This window comes from Faecalibacter macacae, from assembly GCF_003687725.1.
Classification (GTDB): Bacteria; Bacteroidota; Bacteroidia; order Flavobacteriales; family Weeksellaceae; genus Empedobacter; species Empedobacter macacae.
Genome location: NZ_RDOJ01000001.1, coordinates 135,505 through 151,939 on the forward strand (window position 1 = coordinate 135,505; position 16,435 = coordinate 151,939).

Below are 16,435 nucleotides of genomic sequence, written 5' to 3' on the forward strand. Positions count from 1 at the left end.
TAAAACTTCTACAAAAATAGGAAGTTTATTACGAATAATCTCTAAAACTCAAATCTCAAAAACTTATATATTAGTATTGTTCGTTTGAATTAGGGAAATCTGTAGATTTTATATCGGCAACATATTGTCCAATTGCTTCAACTACTTGATCCTCTAAGTTTAAATATTTACGAACAAATTTTGGTTTGAATTCGTTGTTTAATCCCAACATATCATGTACAACTAAAACTTGACCATCGCATCCGTTTCCAGCTCCAATACCTATTGTTGGGATAGAAATAGATTCAGTTACTTTCGTTGCTAAACCAGCTGGGATTTTTTCCATTACTAAAGAAAAACATCCTAATTCTTCTAATAATTTAGCGTCATCTAACAATTTTTGTGCTTCAGCATCATCTTTTGCACGAACTTTATAAGAACCAAATTGGTAAATAGATTGTGGTGTTAATCCTAAGTGTCCCATTACAGGAATACCTGCATTTACGATACGACGAATAGATTCAGCTACTTCTTCACCACCTTCTAATTTAATAGCATGTGCACCTGATTCTTTCATAATACGAATAGCAGAATCTAAAGCACGTTGTGGATCTGATTGGTATGTTCCGAAAGGTAAATCAACTACAACTAAAGCACGTTTTGCTCCACGAACTACACATTGCGAGTGATAAATCATTTGGTCTAAAGTGATAGGTAAAGTAGTTTCGTGTCCAGCCATTACATTTGCAGCCGAATCTCCAACTAAAATTACCTCTGTACCAGCTTTGTCTACTAATGTAGCGATAGTGAAATCGTAAGCAGTTAACATTGATATTTTTTCACCTTCAAACTTCATTTTTCGTAAAGTTTCAGTAGTGATTCTTTTTATTTCTTTAGTTACAGACATTATATTGTTTGATTGTTTTTGCTAATTTAATTTAAAAATATTTTAATACTAATATTTGTACAGATATATTCAGTACAGTTTACTATTTTCATAATAAAACATTGATTATATTTATTATTTACTAGTATAAACATCTTAATGATAAAATTTAGTTAACTATGAATCATTAGAATGTAATAAATTTGTATGTTTTTGTTTTATTGATTTAAAGTTGATAATCCAAAAATATAGAAGAATATATAACTTATTTTTTTGACTTATAAGTTATTACTTGAAAGTATAATATAAAAAGTAGCTAAGAATATTTGAGTAAATTTAAGTTGTTTTAAATGCTTAGATTTTAAAAGATTAAGGTTATCTTTGAATTAAGAAATTTTATCCTAACAAATATTTCTTAGCCTAAACTTAAACTATGAAAACTATAATAATAACAGGTGGAGCCGGATTTATCGGTTCTCACGTGGTAAGGGAATTCGTATTAAATTATCCGGAGGTTAAAATTGTTAATCTAGATGTGTTAACTTATGCTGGAAATTTAGAGAATCTAAAAGATATTGAAGATAAATCAAATTATCATTTCGTAAAGGCTGATATAGTTGATGCTAAACAAATATTAGAAATTTTTGAAGAACATCAACCAGATGGTGTAATTCATTTAGCTGCAGAATCACACGTTGACCGTTCTATTACAAATCCATTAGATTTCGTAATGACAAATGTAATTGGAACAGTAAACTTATTAAATGCAGCAAAACACATTTGGAAGGATAATTTTGAAGGTAAACGTTTTCATCACGTATCCACAGATGAAGTTTTCGGAGCATTAGGAGAAACAGGTTTTTTTACTGAGGATACATCTTACGATCCACATTCACCTTATTCAGCATCAAAAGCATCTTCAGATCACTTCGTAAGAGCATATCACGATACATATGGTTTACCTATTGTTTTAACTAACTGTTCAAACAATTATGGACCTAATCACTTTCCAGAAAAATTGATTCCTTTATGCATTCATAATATTTTAAACAATAAACCACTACCAATTTATGGTGATGGAAAATATACACGCGATTGGTTATTTGTAATTGATCATGCTAAAGCGATTGATTTAGTTTTCCATGAAGGTAAAAACGGAGATTCTTATAATGTAGGAGGTTTCAATGAATGGAAAAATATCGATTTAGTAAAAGAATTGTGTAAACAAATGGATGAGAAGTTAGGTCGTGAGGCTGGAACTTCGGAACAATTAATCACTTTTGTAAAGGATCGTCCAGGACACGATTTACGTTATGCAATTGATGCAACTAAAATCAACAAAGAGTTAGGATGGAAACCATCTGTAACTTTTGAACAAGGCTTATCAAAAACAATTGATTGGTTTTTAGCAAATCAAGAATGGTTAGATAATGTTACATCTGGAGATTACCAGAAATACTACCAAACATAATATAATTAATAAAAAATAAGTACTGCTTTAAGAAACTTCTTGAAGCAGTATTCTATAGATTCAATATATAATTTTATGAAAGGAATTATTCTTGCCGGAGGATCAGGAACACGTCTTTATCCATTGACCATTGCAGTAAGTAAACAATTAATGCCAGTATATGATAAACCGATGATTTATTATCCTTTATCAACTTTATTATTAGCAGGAATAAAAGATATATTAATCATTACAACACCTCACGATTCGGAACCATTTCAACGTTTATTAGGAGATGGAGCTCAAATCGGATGTAATATTCAATATGCAGTTCAGCCAAGTCCAGATGGTTTGGCACAAGCTTTTATTATTGGTGAAGAATTTATCGGAGATGATTCTGTTGCACTTGTTTTAGGAGATAATATCTTTTACGGAACAGGATTAGAGCAATTGTTAGAAAGTAAAACTACTGTAAAAGGAGGTTGTGTTTTCGCTTACCAAGTTTCAGATCCTGAAAGATATGGTGTTGTTGATTTTGATGAGAATCAAAAAGCACTTTCTATTGAAGAAAAACCATTAGAACCAAAATCTAATTATGCGGTTCCAGGTTTATATTTTTACGACAATCAAGTGGTAGAAATTGCGAAAAATTTAGAACCTTCACCACGTGGAGAACTAGAAATTACTGACGTAAATAAAGTTTATCTTGAAAAAGGTGAATTAGAAGTAGGAATTATGGATCGAGGAACAGCTTGGCTAGATACAGGAACTTTTGAATCTTTACATGAGGCATCTGAATTTGTACGTGTGATTGAAAAACGCCAAGGTGTAAGTGTTTCTTGTATTGAAGAAATTGCGTACAGAAAAGGATTTATTAATAAAGAGCAATTATTATCTGCTGCTGATAAATATGGTAAAAGTGGATATGGAGCTTATTTGAAATCAATAGTGATTTAAATTTTCAAAACCAACCTAACTAACCAACCACTAAACTAACCTATGAATGAATTTAACACTAAGAAATGGACACATATAATACAATCTAAACATAATATTTTATCAATTGATTTTAAGGAGATATGGTATTATAGAGATTTAATTTATTTATTAGTTAAAAGAGATTTTATTATTTCTTTTAAGCAAACTATTTTAGGTCCATTATGGTTTTTTATTAATCCAATTTTAACAACAGTAATGTTCATTGTTATTTTTGGACGAGTAGCTAATTTATCTACTGATGGTGCTCCTATGTTACCATTTTATTTAGCAGGAGTAACATTATGGAATTATTTTTCTTCTTGTTTAACAAGTATTTCTACAGTTTTTAGGGGTAACGCATCTGTCTTTGGAAAGGTTTATTTTCCTAGATTAGTTATGCCTATTTCAATCGTTTTATCAAATCTTTTAAGATTTGGTGTTCAGTTTTTATTATTAATATTAATTGTACTTTATTATTATATAAGTGATGGTTCAGTACAGCCTAATATTTGGATATTAATTACACCTGTTTTGTTATTCTTAATGGCTTCTTTGGCAATGGCGATTGGGTTAATTTTTTCTGCTTTAACAACTAAATATAAAGATTTTAGTATGTTATTAGGTTTCGGTGTGTCATTAGCAATGTATATAACACCTGTGGTAATGCCAGCTTCGGCATTCCCTGATAAATATAAATGGATAATAAATCTAAATCCACTAACAGGAATTTTTGAATGTTTTAAATATGCTTATTTAGGATTTGGAGGATTCAATTTTATTATGCTTTTATATACTACACTTTTCACATTTATTTTTTTGGTCATTGGAATTTTAGTTTTTAATAAAACTGAAAAAACGTTTCTAGATACAGTTTGATTTATATGGCAGATAATACAGTTATTAAAGTTGAAAATGTCTCAAAACAATATAGATTAGGTGAAATTGGGACTAACACGCTACAACATGATTTTAAAAGATGGTATACGAGTATTTTAGGAAAGGAGAATCCATTTCTTAAAATAGGTGAAGAAAATGATAGAACGACCAAAGGTAATTCTGATTACGTTTGGGCACTGAAAGATATAAATTTTCAAATAGATAAAGGGGATGCTGTTGGTATAATAGGTAAAAATGGGGCAGGAAAATCTACTTTATTAAAGTTACTTTCAAGAGTTACATCTCCAACAACAGGTGTAATTAAATACAAAGGAAGAATTGCTTCATTATTAGAAGTTGGAACAGGTTTTCATCCTGATATGACAGGTAGAGAAAATATTTACTTGAATGGAGCCATTCTTGGGATGAGAAGATCCGAAATCACTCGAAAATTTGATGAAATTGTTGATTTTTCAGGAGTAGAAAGATATATAGATACTCCAGTTAAAAGATATTCTTCAGGTATGTATGTGCGTTTAGCATTTGCAGTAGCTGCTCATTTAGAATCCGAAATTTTAATTGTAGATGAAGTTTTAGCAGTTGGTGATTCCGAATTTCAGAAAAAATGTTTGGGTAAAATGGGGGATGTAAGAAAAGGAGAAGGAAGAACAGTATTGTTTGTTAGTCATAACATAGCAGCAGTAAAACAATTATGTGATAAAGGTATTTTAATGCATAAAGGGACTGTTTTAGATCAAGGTTTTATACAACCAATTTTAGAAGAATATGTTTATTTAGATTCTAAATCATCTGATTTTTTTACTTATCAAGAAAATTTAAATCTGATTGCACAGATTTATGAAGTAAAGTTGATTAATCAAAAAGGATTATTGACTAATAATTTTATGCATGAGGAAGATATCAATTTCGAAATCAAAATTAATTGTAGAGTATATGAGAAAAATATTAGAGTAAATATATCTGTTTTAGATATATATGATAATGTTGTTTTTATCAATAGATTCAATTTAACCAAAGGGATTAATGAATTTAAAGGATTGTTAAAAGGAAATGTTTTAATAAGTGGGGCATATAAATTATCAGTAGCGATTGATATTCCTAATGTTAAATTAATAGAAATAATTGTTGGTGGATTACGATTTGACATTGTTGATATTGGTAATGAATTAGCTTTAAAAGGTGATACAGAAAACGGAATAATAACTTCTCCTTTAATTTGGTTGTAATGAAGCATAAAATAGTAGTAATATCAACTGGTGACATAAATGGAGCTTATGAAGCAATGTATAAGGTTTCAAAAATTCTATTAGAGATGGATTATGAAGTTGTGATGTTAGTAAAAGATAAAACTAAATCAGATAACTTTATAAAACCTTATTTAAGAAAAAAACCTAAAAATAATTTCATAACTAAGGTTGTTAATAAAATAAATAATGTTTTTTTCTCCGAATCTTCTGTAAAAAAAATAGAAGCAAAATCAGAATATAGTTTTTTAGATGAAGATGAAAGTTCATCAAATATAGACGTTAACAATTTATTGAAAATTGTAGGTTTTATACCCGATTTCATTTTTGTAGGTATGACTTCTAATTTTATTAACAGCTCAGATATTTATAAGCTTTATAAAAAAACCAATGCCCAGATTTATAATATTACAGTCGATATGTCTTTTTTTACAGGAGGATGTCATTATTCATGGGGTTGCCAAGGGTATGTAAATGGTTGTGATGATAATTGTCCTGCAATTATAAATCAGAGTCAAAAATATATAGCGAAAAAAAACTTTGATACTAAATATAATAATGCTTTAAAGTCTAATTTTAAAGTAATAGCAGCCTCAGGTCTTACATTAGAACAATCAAAAGAATCTAAGATTTATAAAAATCAAAATGAAATATTAAATGTAAATAGTATGATAGATACTAGAGTTATGAACACATTTAATAAGGCTACGGCTAAAGAATATTTCGGTTTCGAAGAGGATAAATTTTATATTTTATCAGGTGCTCAAAATTTAAATGATCCAAGAAAAGGATTCAAATATTTAATAGAAGCTTTACAGATACTTTCAAAAAATTTAAGAGAATATGAAAAGGAGAAAATTATATTAATTTTAGTTTCAAGGGAAGTGAATGATAACTTTAATTCAATTGATTTTAAAACATTAAAAATTGATTATATAAAAGATTACAATAAATTATCATTATTGTATCAAGCTACAAATTTATTCATTAATACATCTATAGAAGAATCTGGTCCAATGATGGTTTCTGAAGCTTTAGCTTGTGGTACTCCAGTTGTTGGATTTGATACTGGTATTTTAGTAAATATGATAAGAAATGATTTTAATGGTTATAAAGTTCCATTAAAAGACAGTGTGTTATTAGCAAAAGCTATTGAAAAAATTATTAAATTGAATAAAGAGGATTATAATAATTTTTCTAAGAATAGTGTATTAATGGTAGAAGAAAATTCTTCATTTGAATATGCTAAAGAAGTATTTAAAAAAATATTGAATTCTTAATTGTAAATCGAATAATATTATGCTTACTATAGGATTATATCTTCTTGGACAAAAAGGCTTAAATGTATTAGAAAATCTATATATAAAATACTCTAATGAAATACTATTTGTTGTTGTAGGAAAGGATGAAAATGTTCAATCTGATTATAGTAAAGAAATAATAGAATTTTGTAATAATAATAGATTAAAATATTACAAAAGAGATGAAATTAATTTACCATTTACGACAATACAATTTGCAATAGGCTGGAAATGGTTAATTCCCGATAGTCAAAATTTAATAGTATTACATGATTCTCTATTACCAAAATATAGAGGTTATAATCCTTTAGTGACTGCATTGTTAAATGGAGATGAAGAAGTAGGAGTAACAGCCATTAAAGCAAATAAAGAATATGATAGAGGAAATATTGTAGGTCAAATTAAATTGAAAATAAACTATCCAATAAAGATAAAATATGTGATTGATGAAATAAGTGATTTATATACAGAATTAGTTTTAACAATTACGAGTAAATATATAGAAAGTGACATAAAGGAAGTTATTCAGAACGAATCTGAAGCTTCTTATAGTATCTGGCGAGACGAGGATGATTTTATTATTGATTGGAATAATGAATCAACCTTTATACACCGTTTTATAAATAGTGTAGGTTATCCTTATAAGGGAGCGAAAACGAAATTTGAAAATAGATTTATAAGAATCTTAGATTCAGAAATAATGACTGATTTAAATATTGTAAATAGAACTCCAGGTAAAATTTTTTCTATTGAAGATGGATTACCTATAATTATCTGTGGTCAAGGATTATTAAAAATTATTTCTGCAGTGGATGAAGATTCTAAACAATCTATTTTATTTAAAAAATTACGAATGAAATTTATTTAATTATGATCCCTTTCAATAAATCATTTATCATTGGTAACGAACTTCTTTATATAGAAGAGGCTGTTAAATCAGGTAAAATTTCAGGTGATGGTATTTTTACAAAAAAGTGTCAGAGTTTCTTTCAAGAAAAATATCAATTTCCTAAAGTATTATTAACTACATCTTGTACTGATGCCTTAGAAATGGCAGCAATATTATCTAATATAACTTCTGAGGATGAGGTTATAGTACCAGCATTTACCTTTGTATCAACAGCAAATGCATTTGTTTTAAGGGGTGCAAAAATAATATTTGCAGATTCATCAATTAAAAACCCAAATATTGATGTTGATAAAATTGAAAACCTAATAACATCAAAAACTAAAGCTATAGTGGTGGTGCATTATGCCGGAATAGCCTGTGATATGGAAAAAGTTATGGAAATAGCTAAGAAATATAATCTTTTGGTAATAGAAGATGCAGCTCAAGCTATAGATAGTTATTATGTGTTTTCAGATGGTACAAAAAGGGCATTAGGTTCAATAGGGCATTTTGCAGCATTCTCATTTCACGAAACTAAGAATATCATTTCAGGAGAAGGAGGAATGTTAGTAATAAATGATCAAAAGTATTTTGACAGAGCTGAAATAATTAGAGAAAAAGGAACAAATAGAAGTGCATTTTTTAGAGGAGAAATAGATAAATACGGATGGGTTGATATAGGCTCTTCATTTTTACCATCAGATATTATAGCAGCTTTTTTATTTGCACAATTAGAAAAATTTGATGTAATACAAAATAAGCGAATTACTATTTGGAATAAATATTTTCATGAATTAAAGGAGTTAAAAGACAAAGGTTTTATAGGAATACCTCAAATCCCAAAGTATGCAACAAATAATGCACACATGTTTTATATAATTTGTAAAGATGAAGCAGAACGATCAAATTTAATTGATGCGATGAAAAGTGTTGAGATATATCCAGTTTTTCACTATACAAGTTTAAATAAGAGTCAGTTTTATTTAGAAACAAATGAATCTATAGATTACATTAATGCTGAAAAATTTTCTGATCGATTATTGAGATTACCCTTTTTTTATGAACTAACTAATCAAGAACAAGAGCAAGTAATTTCAACAATAAAATATTTTTATTTTAAATCTAGAATCTAAATGTTTAAAAAGATAAAGTCAGTTGTATTAAATTATATTTTTGAAAACTTTGAAGAATATAAGAAGCTTAGAGAGGGTAAAGAATTAGAAACTATTAAAAATAAATTTAAAAATTTTGGATTAAATAGTAGAATAACACTACCAATTTTATCTAATGGATTAGAGAATGTTAGTATAGGAAATAATTTTTTTGCTTATGGATATTTAAGAATTGAAACATTTTCAGAATATCTAGATGATAAATTTAGTCCTGAACTTATAATTGGTGATAATGTTAATATAGAACAATATTGTCATATAGGTTGTATAAATAAAGTAATTATAGAAGACGGAGTTTTGATAGCAAGTAGAGTCTACATATCTGATCATTATCACGGAGATACATCATCCTCTAATTTAAGACCTGCTAAACGTAATTTAACATCCAAAGGACCTGTTGTAATTAAAAAAAATGTTTGGATTGGAGAAGGAGCTGTAATTATGCCTGGTGTAACAATAGGAGAGAATTCTATTATTGGAGCAAATGCAGTTGTAACAAAAAGTTTTCCGGATAATTCTATAATAGCTGGTGTTCCAGCTAAATTAATAAAAACCATCAACTAAATTATTATGGAATTGGTCTCAGTATGTATTCCTACATATAATGGTTCACAATTTTTAAAAGAATCATTAGAATCTGTAAAAAATCAAACCTATCAAAATATAGAGGTAATTGTTTCAGATAATTTTTCAACTGATAATACGATGGAAATTGTGAATCAGTTTAAAAAAGAGGTAGATTTTCCGGTTAAGATATTTTTAAAAAAAAGAAAAAGTATTGGTTCAAATTGGAACAATTGTATTAAAAAATCTTCAGGTGATTATATACAATTTTTATTTCAAGATGATATTTTGCTACCAAATTGTATAGAAGAAAAATTAAAATGTATAAAAAAAAATAATTTAAAAATAGTTTGTAGTAAAAGAGAAATAATAGATGATAAAGGTTCTAAAGTAAATTCAGGACCATGGTACGACTCATGTCACGATCTACAAAAATTAAATTTAGGTTTAGACATAGATAATTATTATTTACTTACCAAAAACGATTTAAAGAACATCAATTTTGATTGGTGTAGTACAAATATTTTTGGGGAACCAATATCATTTTTATACAAAAAAGAAATTTTTGAAGAACTAGGTTTATTTAATGTTGATTATGCACAACTTTTAGATTTAGAGTTTGGATATAGAGTTCTAAAAAAATATCCTATAGGTATTATAGGTAAGAAATTATTTAAATTTAGATTACATCAAAATCAAGCTACAAATGTTAATCTAAAGGATAAAATAGAGAGTAGACGAGAAGAGAACAAGATAAAAGAAATTTTAACTAATGATTTTTTAAGATATATGAGTTTTGAATTTCAAAAAAAATATTATTTTGAAAAATATCCAAGAATACATAAGAAATTGATACGTATAAAATATTTCAAATTATGGCTTTAGTATCAGTAATAATCCCAAATTTTAATCATGCTCCTTTTTTAAAAGAAAGAATTGATTCGGTTTTAAATCAGACTTATAAGGATTTTGAAATAATAATATTAGATGATTGTTCAACAGATAATAGCAGAGAAATTATAGAATCTTATAGAGGTAATGAAAAAATATCTAAGATAATATATAATCAAGAAAATTCAGGAAGTACATTCAAACAATGGACAAAAGGTATCAGTTATTCAGAAGGTGATTGGATATGGATAGCAGAAAGTGATGATTGGTGCTCAGAGTTTTTTTTAGAAAACTTAGTTAATGATTTAATTAAAGATTCTTCTATCGCATTTACTTATTGCCAAAGTTATATCTACGAGGAAAATAACACTGTAAGGGTAAATTGGCAGAAAGTTCCTTTTAAATTAAGAATTGAAAAAGAACAATTTTTTAATGAATTTATGCTAAAAGGTAATGCAGTTTATAATGCAAGTATGGTCATATTTAATAAAAAATTATACCATAAGTTAGATTCAAAAGAATACCTAAAATATAAATATAGTGGAGATTGGGTTTTTTGGACTGATATGAGTAGGATGGGGGATGTTATTAGATCTTCAGAAATTTTAAATAATTATAGAAAATCTCATAATTTAAATGTATCAAGTAAAATTATGAGCAACGGTCTAAATTTTTATGAAGACGTTAATGCATTGATTTATTTTGAGAAAAGAGATTATGGAAAAACAGACAGGATAATCAAAAATTATTATTTTGATTATAAACAATTAAAGAAAAAAATTCCTGAAAATTCGAGAATTATTATTGAAAATAATTTTAAAAAATACTTAGGAGTAAAAGACTCTTTAATTTGGGATTTAGAATATATTAAATATAAATTAGTGAATAAATTACATGTTTTGATGAAGTAAAAATTTTATACCTAATGACTAACCTTAAACCAAATTTATCAATCATAATAGCTAACTATAATAATGGACATTTTTTTAAAGACTGTTATACAAGCTTAGTTAACCAAAATGAGACAAATTGGGAAGCAATCGTAATAGACGATTGCTCCTCGGATACTTCAATAGATCTCATTTTACCTTTAATTGAGGGTGACTCAAGATTTCGTTTTTTTAAAAATGAAGTAAACGTTGGGTATCAGCAAACCGTTCGAAAAGCTATTGAATTATGCAGAAGTGATCTATTTGCAAGATTAGATCCTGATGATGCATTAATGCCTAACGCAATTGAAAAATCAATAAAGTTGCATAAAGAATTTCCAGAAGTTGGATTAGTATATTCTAATAACATTATATGTGATGAATATTTAAATCCTTTAACTAGATTAAATGGAAGTTATATCCGTCATAAAGGAAGACAATTAACCAATGAGAAATTTATTTTTGGTGAAGTTGGACATTTTGCAACCTTTAAAAAAAGTATTTATGATAAAACAGATGGTATAGATATTTTTAATAGAAGGGCAGAAGATCAGGATATATATATGAAAATATTTGAAATATCTCCCGTAAAATATATTGATGAAGAATTGTATCTATATAGAGTACATGACGGAGGTGTTTCTACGAATGAAAACAGTGACAAAGCTTTATTTTGGCATTGGGTTGCAATAATAAAATCAGCAGAAAGACAAGGAATAAATCCAGAAGAATTATTTTTTAAGCAATTTGTTCGTATTGAAATGTTAGATCGTGAAATTTACCATATTAATCTAATAAAAAAATCAAGATGGATGAAAATAGGAAGATTTTTAGGGTTTTTTAAACTATACAAAAATTTATAATGATATCTCCTAAAATATCAATTATAGTACCTTGTTATCAGCAAGCTCAATTTCTTGATGATTGTTTAAATTCAGTATTTATACAAACATTTCAGGAATGGGAATGTATTATTATAAATGATGGATCTAATGATAATACAGAAGAAATAGCAAATAAATGGATATCTACTGATAGAAGATTTAAATATCTCTCTCAAGAGAATAAAGGTTTACCTTATGCTAGAAATATAGGAATAACAAAAGCTAAAAGTGAATGGATTTTACCTTTAGATGCTGATGATATTATATCGGAAGATTATTTGGAACTAGCTCAAAGTGAATTTAATAATGGTTTTAAGCTAATTACATGCGTTGGTGAAAAATTTGGGATAGATTCTGGAATCATTAAAATGGAAAATTTTTCGTTAAAAAACTTAGCCACTTTTAATACATTTTTTTCTGCATGTTTCTTTAAGAAAGAGGATTGGGAACGAGTAGGTGGTTATGACGAAACTTTAATTTTTGGATTGGAAGATTGGGATTTTTGGATTTCTATTTTAAAAGATGGAGGAAAAGTTTATAAAATAAATAAAACTTGTTTTTATTATAGAATGAAAGAGCAATCCATGATTACTGAATTAGTCGATGAGAAACGAGTAAAAATGACTCGTATTATTTCTAAAAAGCACATAGATTTTTTTCATGAATATTTAGGTGATTTTCCTTCATTAGCATTAGAAATAAAAATTTTAAGACGAGAAAGGGAAATGTATTACAAAGCATACAAAAGCAAAAGGTATAAATTAGGAAATAGTATTGTTAGTTGGTATGAAAGATTTTTTAAATAAAGTATTTTATAGAGACAAGAATTTGCTCATACGATCAACTACTGATGAACTTATTATTTGGGAGAGTTTAAATTTTAAACAAAAAAAAATAAATAAGGATGTTCCTAAAATAATTTGGAGTTTTTGGTTTGATATAGAATATCCTAAAAGTATAGAAATTTGTTTAAAATCTTGGAAATATCATCATCCAAATTATCAGATTAATTTATTAAATAAAAATAATTTATTAGAATATTTACCTGATTTTAATTTTTCAATTTTTCAGCACCTTAATCATGCAAACTTAAGTGATATAATTAGATTAGAGCTTCTTTATAATTATGGAGGTATATGGTTAGATTGTTCTGTTTTCTTAAATGATAAATTAGATAATCATCTACTAAATTTTTCTAATAACGATCTTGATTTATTGTGTTTTGAAGGTTATAATCATAATAATAAATTATTACCTATAACTGAATCGTGGTTTTTAATAACTTATAAGAATAATCACTTTATTGAAGTATGGTTAGATTTATTAAAAAAATGTTTTATTGATTTTGACTATCAAAATTTTTTCAAAAAAAAATACAATAAAGAATATTTGATGATAGAAGAAAAAAATAGGGACTATCTTTATATTTACATGTCATCTCTAGTTATTTTAAAAGATGTTGAAAATCTAAAGATAGGATTATTAAACTCGAAAGTAAATGGTTTTTTTTATGATTACGAATTCAATTATAATTATGAAAAAATAGGGAAGTATTTTTTATTGAATGCGACATATTCTAATTTTCCTAGTATAATTAAGCTTACAAGTAAAAATAGAAATTCGATAGATGTTCTACTAAAAAATAATATGGTAAAAAAAAATAGCATGTTTGGTAAATATATATAATGATAACAGTTTTTACACCAACTTATAATAGAGCTTATATATTACCCGTTTTATTCAAAAGCTTGCAAAACCAAACAGATAAAAATTTTGAATGGATAATAGTCGATGATGGAAGCACAGATAATACTAAACATATTATTGAAGAGTTTTTGCAGATTGCTTTTTTTAAAATACATTATTTTAAAAAAGAAAACCAAGGAAAACATATCGCAATTAATTTTGCTGTAAATAAAGCAAAAGGTGATCTTTTTTTTATAGTTGATAGTGATGATTATTTAGCTAATAACGCAATAGAGTATTTAAATAGTAAATATTCTTTAATTAAAAATGATAATCTTATAGCAGGAATTGGGATAGCTTACAGATCAATAAAAAATAATAAAAAACTAATGTTGACAAAAGAAATTCCTAATGGCGAAATTTTATCAACATATAATAAATTAACATATAAACTAAATATAAAAGGTGAATTTGCTACAGCATTTAAAACTAGTATACAAAAAAAATACCCATACCCATATTTTGAAGGAGAAAATTTCTTTAGAGAATCATTTGTATATCGCCAAATAGGGAAAGACTATAAAACACTTTATGTAGATGAACCAATTTATTTTGCTGATTATTTATCAGATGGTTTAACAATTGAATCATGGAAAATTTTAAAAAAAAATCCACTTGGAGCATCGTTTTTTTTTAAGGAATTAAGTAAAGAAGATATACCAATCAAAGAAAAATTAATTGCTTTAAATAAATATTGGGATTTTGAATATAACGATATTGAATCTTCAGTATTTTCAAAATTCAAAGGAGTTTCTCTACTATTGTCTGTTATTGTTTTAATAAATAAAAAAATAAATTTTATTAATCTTCATTAATAAAAATAAAAAGTTGAAAATAAATGAAAAATAAACTTATAAATCCATTACAATATTTTCCTTATTTCTATAAATATTTAGGAAATAATATGATATTATTTATTTTTTTAAATATCATGGTTGGTTTATTAGATGGAATTGGTTTAGCAATGTTTATACCACTTTTAGCTATAGTAATGGGGTCTGAACTAGAAGGAGAATCTTTAGGTAAATTGAATTTTATTGTAGATTTTATTGAAGGTTTAGGATTTGGATTAAACATATACGTTGTATTAGCAATGTTAATATCTTTATTTACAATAAAAGGATGTATATATTATTTTAAAGTTATTTGTTTAATAAAATTAAGATTAACATTAATAAAGAAAATAAGATTATCATTAATTAAGAAATTAAGAAGTCTTTCATATGAAGGTTTTACTAAAATAGATCAAGGTAAAATACAGAATAATATGATAGGTGAGACTACAAAACTAATGAGTTCATGTAATCTATATTTTCATGTAATTCAGCATATAGTAATGTTGTTTACATATTTAGTACTTGCGATGTTATCAAATTGGAAATTTGCCTTAATGGTTGGTGTTGGGGGCTTATTAACTAATGTTATTTATAAATATGTAAATAGTAAAACTAAAGGGTTTTCACTGAAGCAAATAGGAGTAAGTAATGAGTTTAATGGATTTTTAATACAATCGGTTCATAATTTTAAATATTTGAAGGCGACAAATTATTTTGATAAATATGAACGAAAATTAACTGATAATATTGAACAGAGTTTAAATATTAATTACAGAATGGGAAAAGTTAGTGGTTTTGGAGAAAGTATTAGAGAACCATTAATTATCATAATTATTGCATCTGTTATTATGATAATGACACTTTTTTTTGAAGGAAATACAGCTTCTGTTTTAACAAGCTTACTTTTAATATATAGAGGTCTTGCTCATTTAGTGACAATGCAAGGATATTGGAATGATTTTTTACCATTATCATCTTCAATAGATTCTATAGAAGATATGTTAAGAGAATTTGATAACAATAAAGAAGAAGTAAATAGTACTATTATTCCTGCAATATCCGATATCAGTGTAGAAAATATAAGTTTATCATTTGGGAGTAAAAAGGTTATAGATGATGTATCACTTAATATATCAAAAAATAAATCAATAGCATTTATAGGAGAAAGTGGTGCTGGTAAAACGACTTTAGCAAATGTCATATGCGGTTTACAAAAACCAAGTGTTGGTACAATAAAAATAGGTAATTTGTCTCTTTATGATTGTAACTTAAATTCATATAGAGATAAGATAGGATACATTACGCAGGAGTCTGTTATTTTTGATGATACAATATATAATAATGTAACATTTTGGTCTGAAAAAACGCCTGAAAATATGGAAAAGTTTTATAAGACAATGGAAACAGTCTCCTTAATGAGTTTTATTAATAATTTAGAATTTAAAGAAGATACTGAATTAGGAAATAATGGATTATTAATTTCTGGAGGACAAAAACAAAGAATTACAATAGCTAGAGAATTATTTAAGGATATTGAATTGTTGATTATGGACGAAGCAACATCAGCATTAGATTCTGAAACTGAAAAATATATTAAAGAAAATATCGATTTACTTCAAGGTAAATGTACAATGATAATTATTGCACATAGATTATCTACAATAAAAGATGTTGATGAAATTTATTTAATGGATAAAGGGAAAATAAAAGAATATGGAAATTTTGAAGAGTTATATACTAAATCAGAAAAATTTAAAAATTTAGTAGAGCTTCAGAAGTTATAAAATAT

16 protein-coding genes are annotated in these 16,435 nt (G+C 26.5%); 15 read left to right on the forward strand and 1 reads right to left on the reverse strand.

Annotated features, from left to right (window positions below; translation table 11 throughout):
- Nucleotides 1–70: 70 nt before the first annotated feature.
- The gene (panB, locus tag EAH69_RS00625; RefSeq protein WP_121933269.1) at nucleotides 71–886 is read right to left on the reverse strand and encodes a 3-methyl-2-oxobutanoate hydroxymethyltransferase; all 816 of its coding nucleotides are present in this window, start codon (nucleotides 884–886) and stop codon (nucleotides 71–73) included.
- Between the two features lie 412 nt (nucleotides 887–1,298).
- Between panB and rfbB the strand changes: the two genes are divergently transcribed.
- The 15 genes from rfbB (at nucleotide 1,299) to EAH69_RS00700 (ending at nucleotide 16,430) form a co-directional block, all read left to right on the forward strand.
- Nucleotides 1,299–2,336 carry a dTDP-glucose 4,6-dehydratase gene (rfbB, locus tag EAH69_RS00630; RefSeq protein ID WP_121933270.1) on the forward strand — a complete coding sequence of 346 codons (1,038 nt, stop codon included), beginning with the start codon at nucleotides 1,299–1,301 and terminating at the stop codon, nucleotides 2,334–2,336.
- A 75-nt stretch (nucleotides 2,337–2,411) separates the two neighbouring features.
- On the forward strand, nucleotides 2,412–3,272 hold the full coding sequence (gene rfbA, locus EAH69_RS00635; protein ID WP_121933271.1) for a glucose-1-phosphate thymidylyltransferase RfbA: 861 nt from the start codon (nucleotides 2,412–2,414) through the stop codon (nucleotides 3,270–3,272).
- 42 nt (nucleotides 3,273–3,314) lie between these two features.
- Nucleotides 3,315–4,169, forward strand: coding sequence for an ABC transporter permease (locus EAH69_RS00640; RefSeq protein ID WP_121933272.1), 855 nt, complete (start codon nucleotides 3,315–3,317; stop codon nucleotides 4,167–4,169).
- 5 nt (nucleotides 4,170–4,174) lie between these two features.
- The gene (locus EAH69_RS00645) at nucleotides 4,175–5,416 is read left to right on the forward strand and encodes an ABC transporter ATP-binding protein (protein ID WP_121933273.1); all 1,242 of its coding nucleotides are present in this window, start codon (nucleotides 4,175–4,177) and stop codon (nucleotides 5,414–5,416) included.
- Entirely contained in the window at nucleotides 5,416–6,714 is a 1,299-nt protein-coding gene (locus EAH69_RS00650; protein ID WP_121933274.1) for a glycosyltransferase, read from the forward strand. Before EAH69_RS00645 ends, EAH69_RS00650 begins: the two co-directional genes overlap by 1 nt.
- 19 nt (nucleotides 6,715–6,733) lie before the next feature.
- On the forward strand, nucleotides 6,734–7,603 hold the full coding sequence (locus EAH69_RS00655) for a formyltransferase family protein (protein ID WP_121933275.1): 870 nt from the start codon (nucleotides 6,734–6,736) through the stop codon (nucleotides 7,601–7,603).
- Between the two features lie 2 nt (nucleotides 7,604–7,605).
- Nucleotides 7,606–8,757 carry a dTDP-4-amino-4,6-dideoxygalactose transaminase gene (gene rffA / locus EAH69_RS00660; protein WP_121933276.1) on the forward strand — a complete coding sequence of 384 codons (1,152 nt, stop codon included), beginning with the start codon at nucleotides 7,606–7,608 and terminating at the stop codon, nucleotides 8,755–8,757.
- On the forward strand, nucleotides 8,758–9,360 hold the full coding sequence (locus tag EAH69_RS14085) for an acyltransferase (protein WP_121933277.1): 603 nt from the start codon (nucleotides 8,758–8,760) through the stop codon (nucleotides 9,358–9,360).
- Nucleotides 9,361–9,366: 6 nt separating this feature from the next.
- The gene (locus tag EAH69_RS00670) at nucleotides 9,367–10,245 is read left to right on the forward strand and encodes a glycosyltransferase family 2 protein (protein WP_121933278.1); all 879 of its coding nucleotides are present in this window, start codon (nucleotides 9,367–9,369) and stop codon (nucleotides 10,243–10,245) included.
- The gene (locus EAH69_RS00675; protein ID WP_121933279.1) at nucleotides 10,236–11,162 is read left to right on the forward strand and encodes a glycosyltransferase family 2 protein; all 927 of its coding nucleotides are present in this window, start codon (nucleotides 10,236–10,238) and stop codon (nucleotides 11,160–11,162) included. Before EAH69_RS00670 ends, EAH69_RS00675 begins: the two co-directional genes overlap by 10 nt.
- Before the next feature lie 14 nt (nucleotides 11,163–11,176).
- Nucleotides 11,177–12,043 carry a glycosyltransferase family 2 protein gene (locus EAH69_RS00680; RefSeq protein WP_121933280.1) on the forward strand — a complete coding sequence of 289 codons (867 nt, stop codon included), beginning with the start codon at nucleotides 11,177–11,179 and terminating at the stop codon, nucleotides 12,041–12,043.
- Nucleotides 12,043–12,870: a glycosyltransferase family 2 protein gene (locus EAH69_RS00685; RefSeq protein ID WP_121933281.1), complete on the forward strand. Its 828-nt coding sequence runs from the start codon at nucleotides 12,043–12,045 to the stop codon at nucleotides 12,868–12,870. The genes EAH69_RS00680 and EAH69_RS00685 overlap by 1 nt, the downstream gene beginning before the upstream one ends.
- Nucleotides 12,851–13,750 carry a glycosyltransferase family 32 protein gene (locus EAH69_RS00690; RefSeq protein ID WP_121933282.1) on the forward strand — a complete coding sequence of 300 codons (900 nt, stop codon included), beginning with the start codon at nucleotides 12,851–12,853 and terminating at the stop codon, nucleotides 13,748–13,750. The genes EAH69_RS00685 and EAH69_RS00690 overlap by 20 nt, the downstream gene beginning before the upstream one ends.
- Nucleotides 13,750–14,625: a glycosyltransferase family A protein gene (locus EAH69_RS00695; protein ID WP_121933283.1), complete on the forward strand. Its 876-nt coding sequence runs from the start codon at nucleotides 13,750–13,752 to the stop codon at nucleotides 14,623–14,625. The genes EAH69_RS00690 and EAH69_RS00695 overlap by 1 nt, the downstream gene beginning before the upstream one ends.
- Nucleotides 14,626–14,648: 23 nt before the next feature.
- On the forward strand, nucleotides 14,649–16,430 hold the full coding sequence (locus EAH69_RS00700) for an ABC transporter ATP-binding protein (protein ID WP_121933284.1): 1,782 nt from the start codon (nucleotides 14,649–14,651) through the stop codon (nucleotides 16,428–16,430).
- Nucleotides 16,431–16,435: the final 5 nt, after the last annotated feature.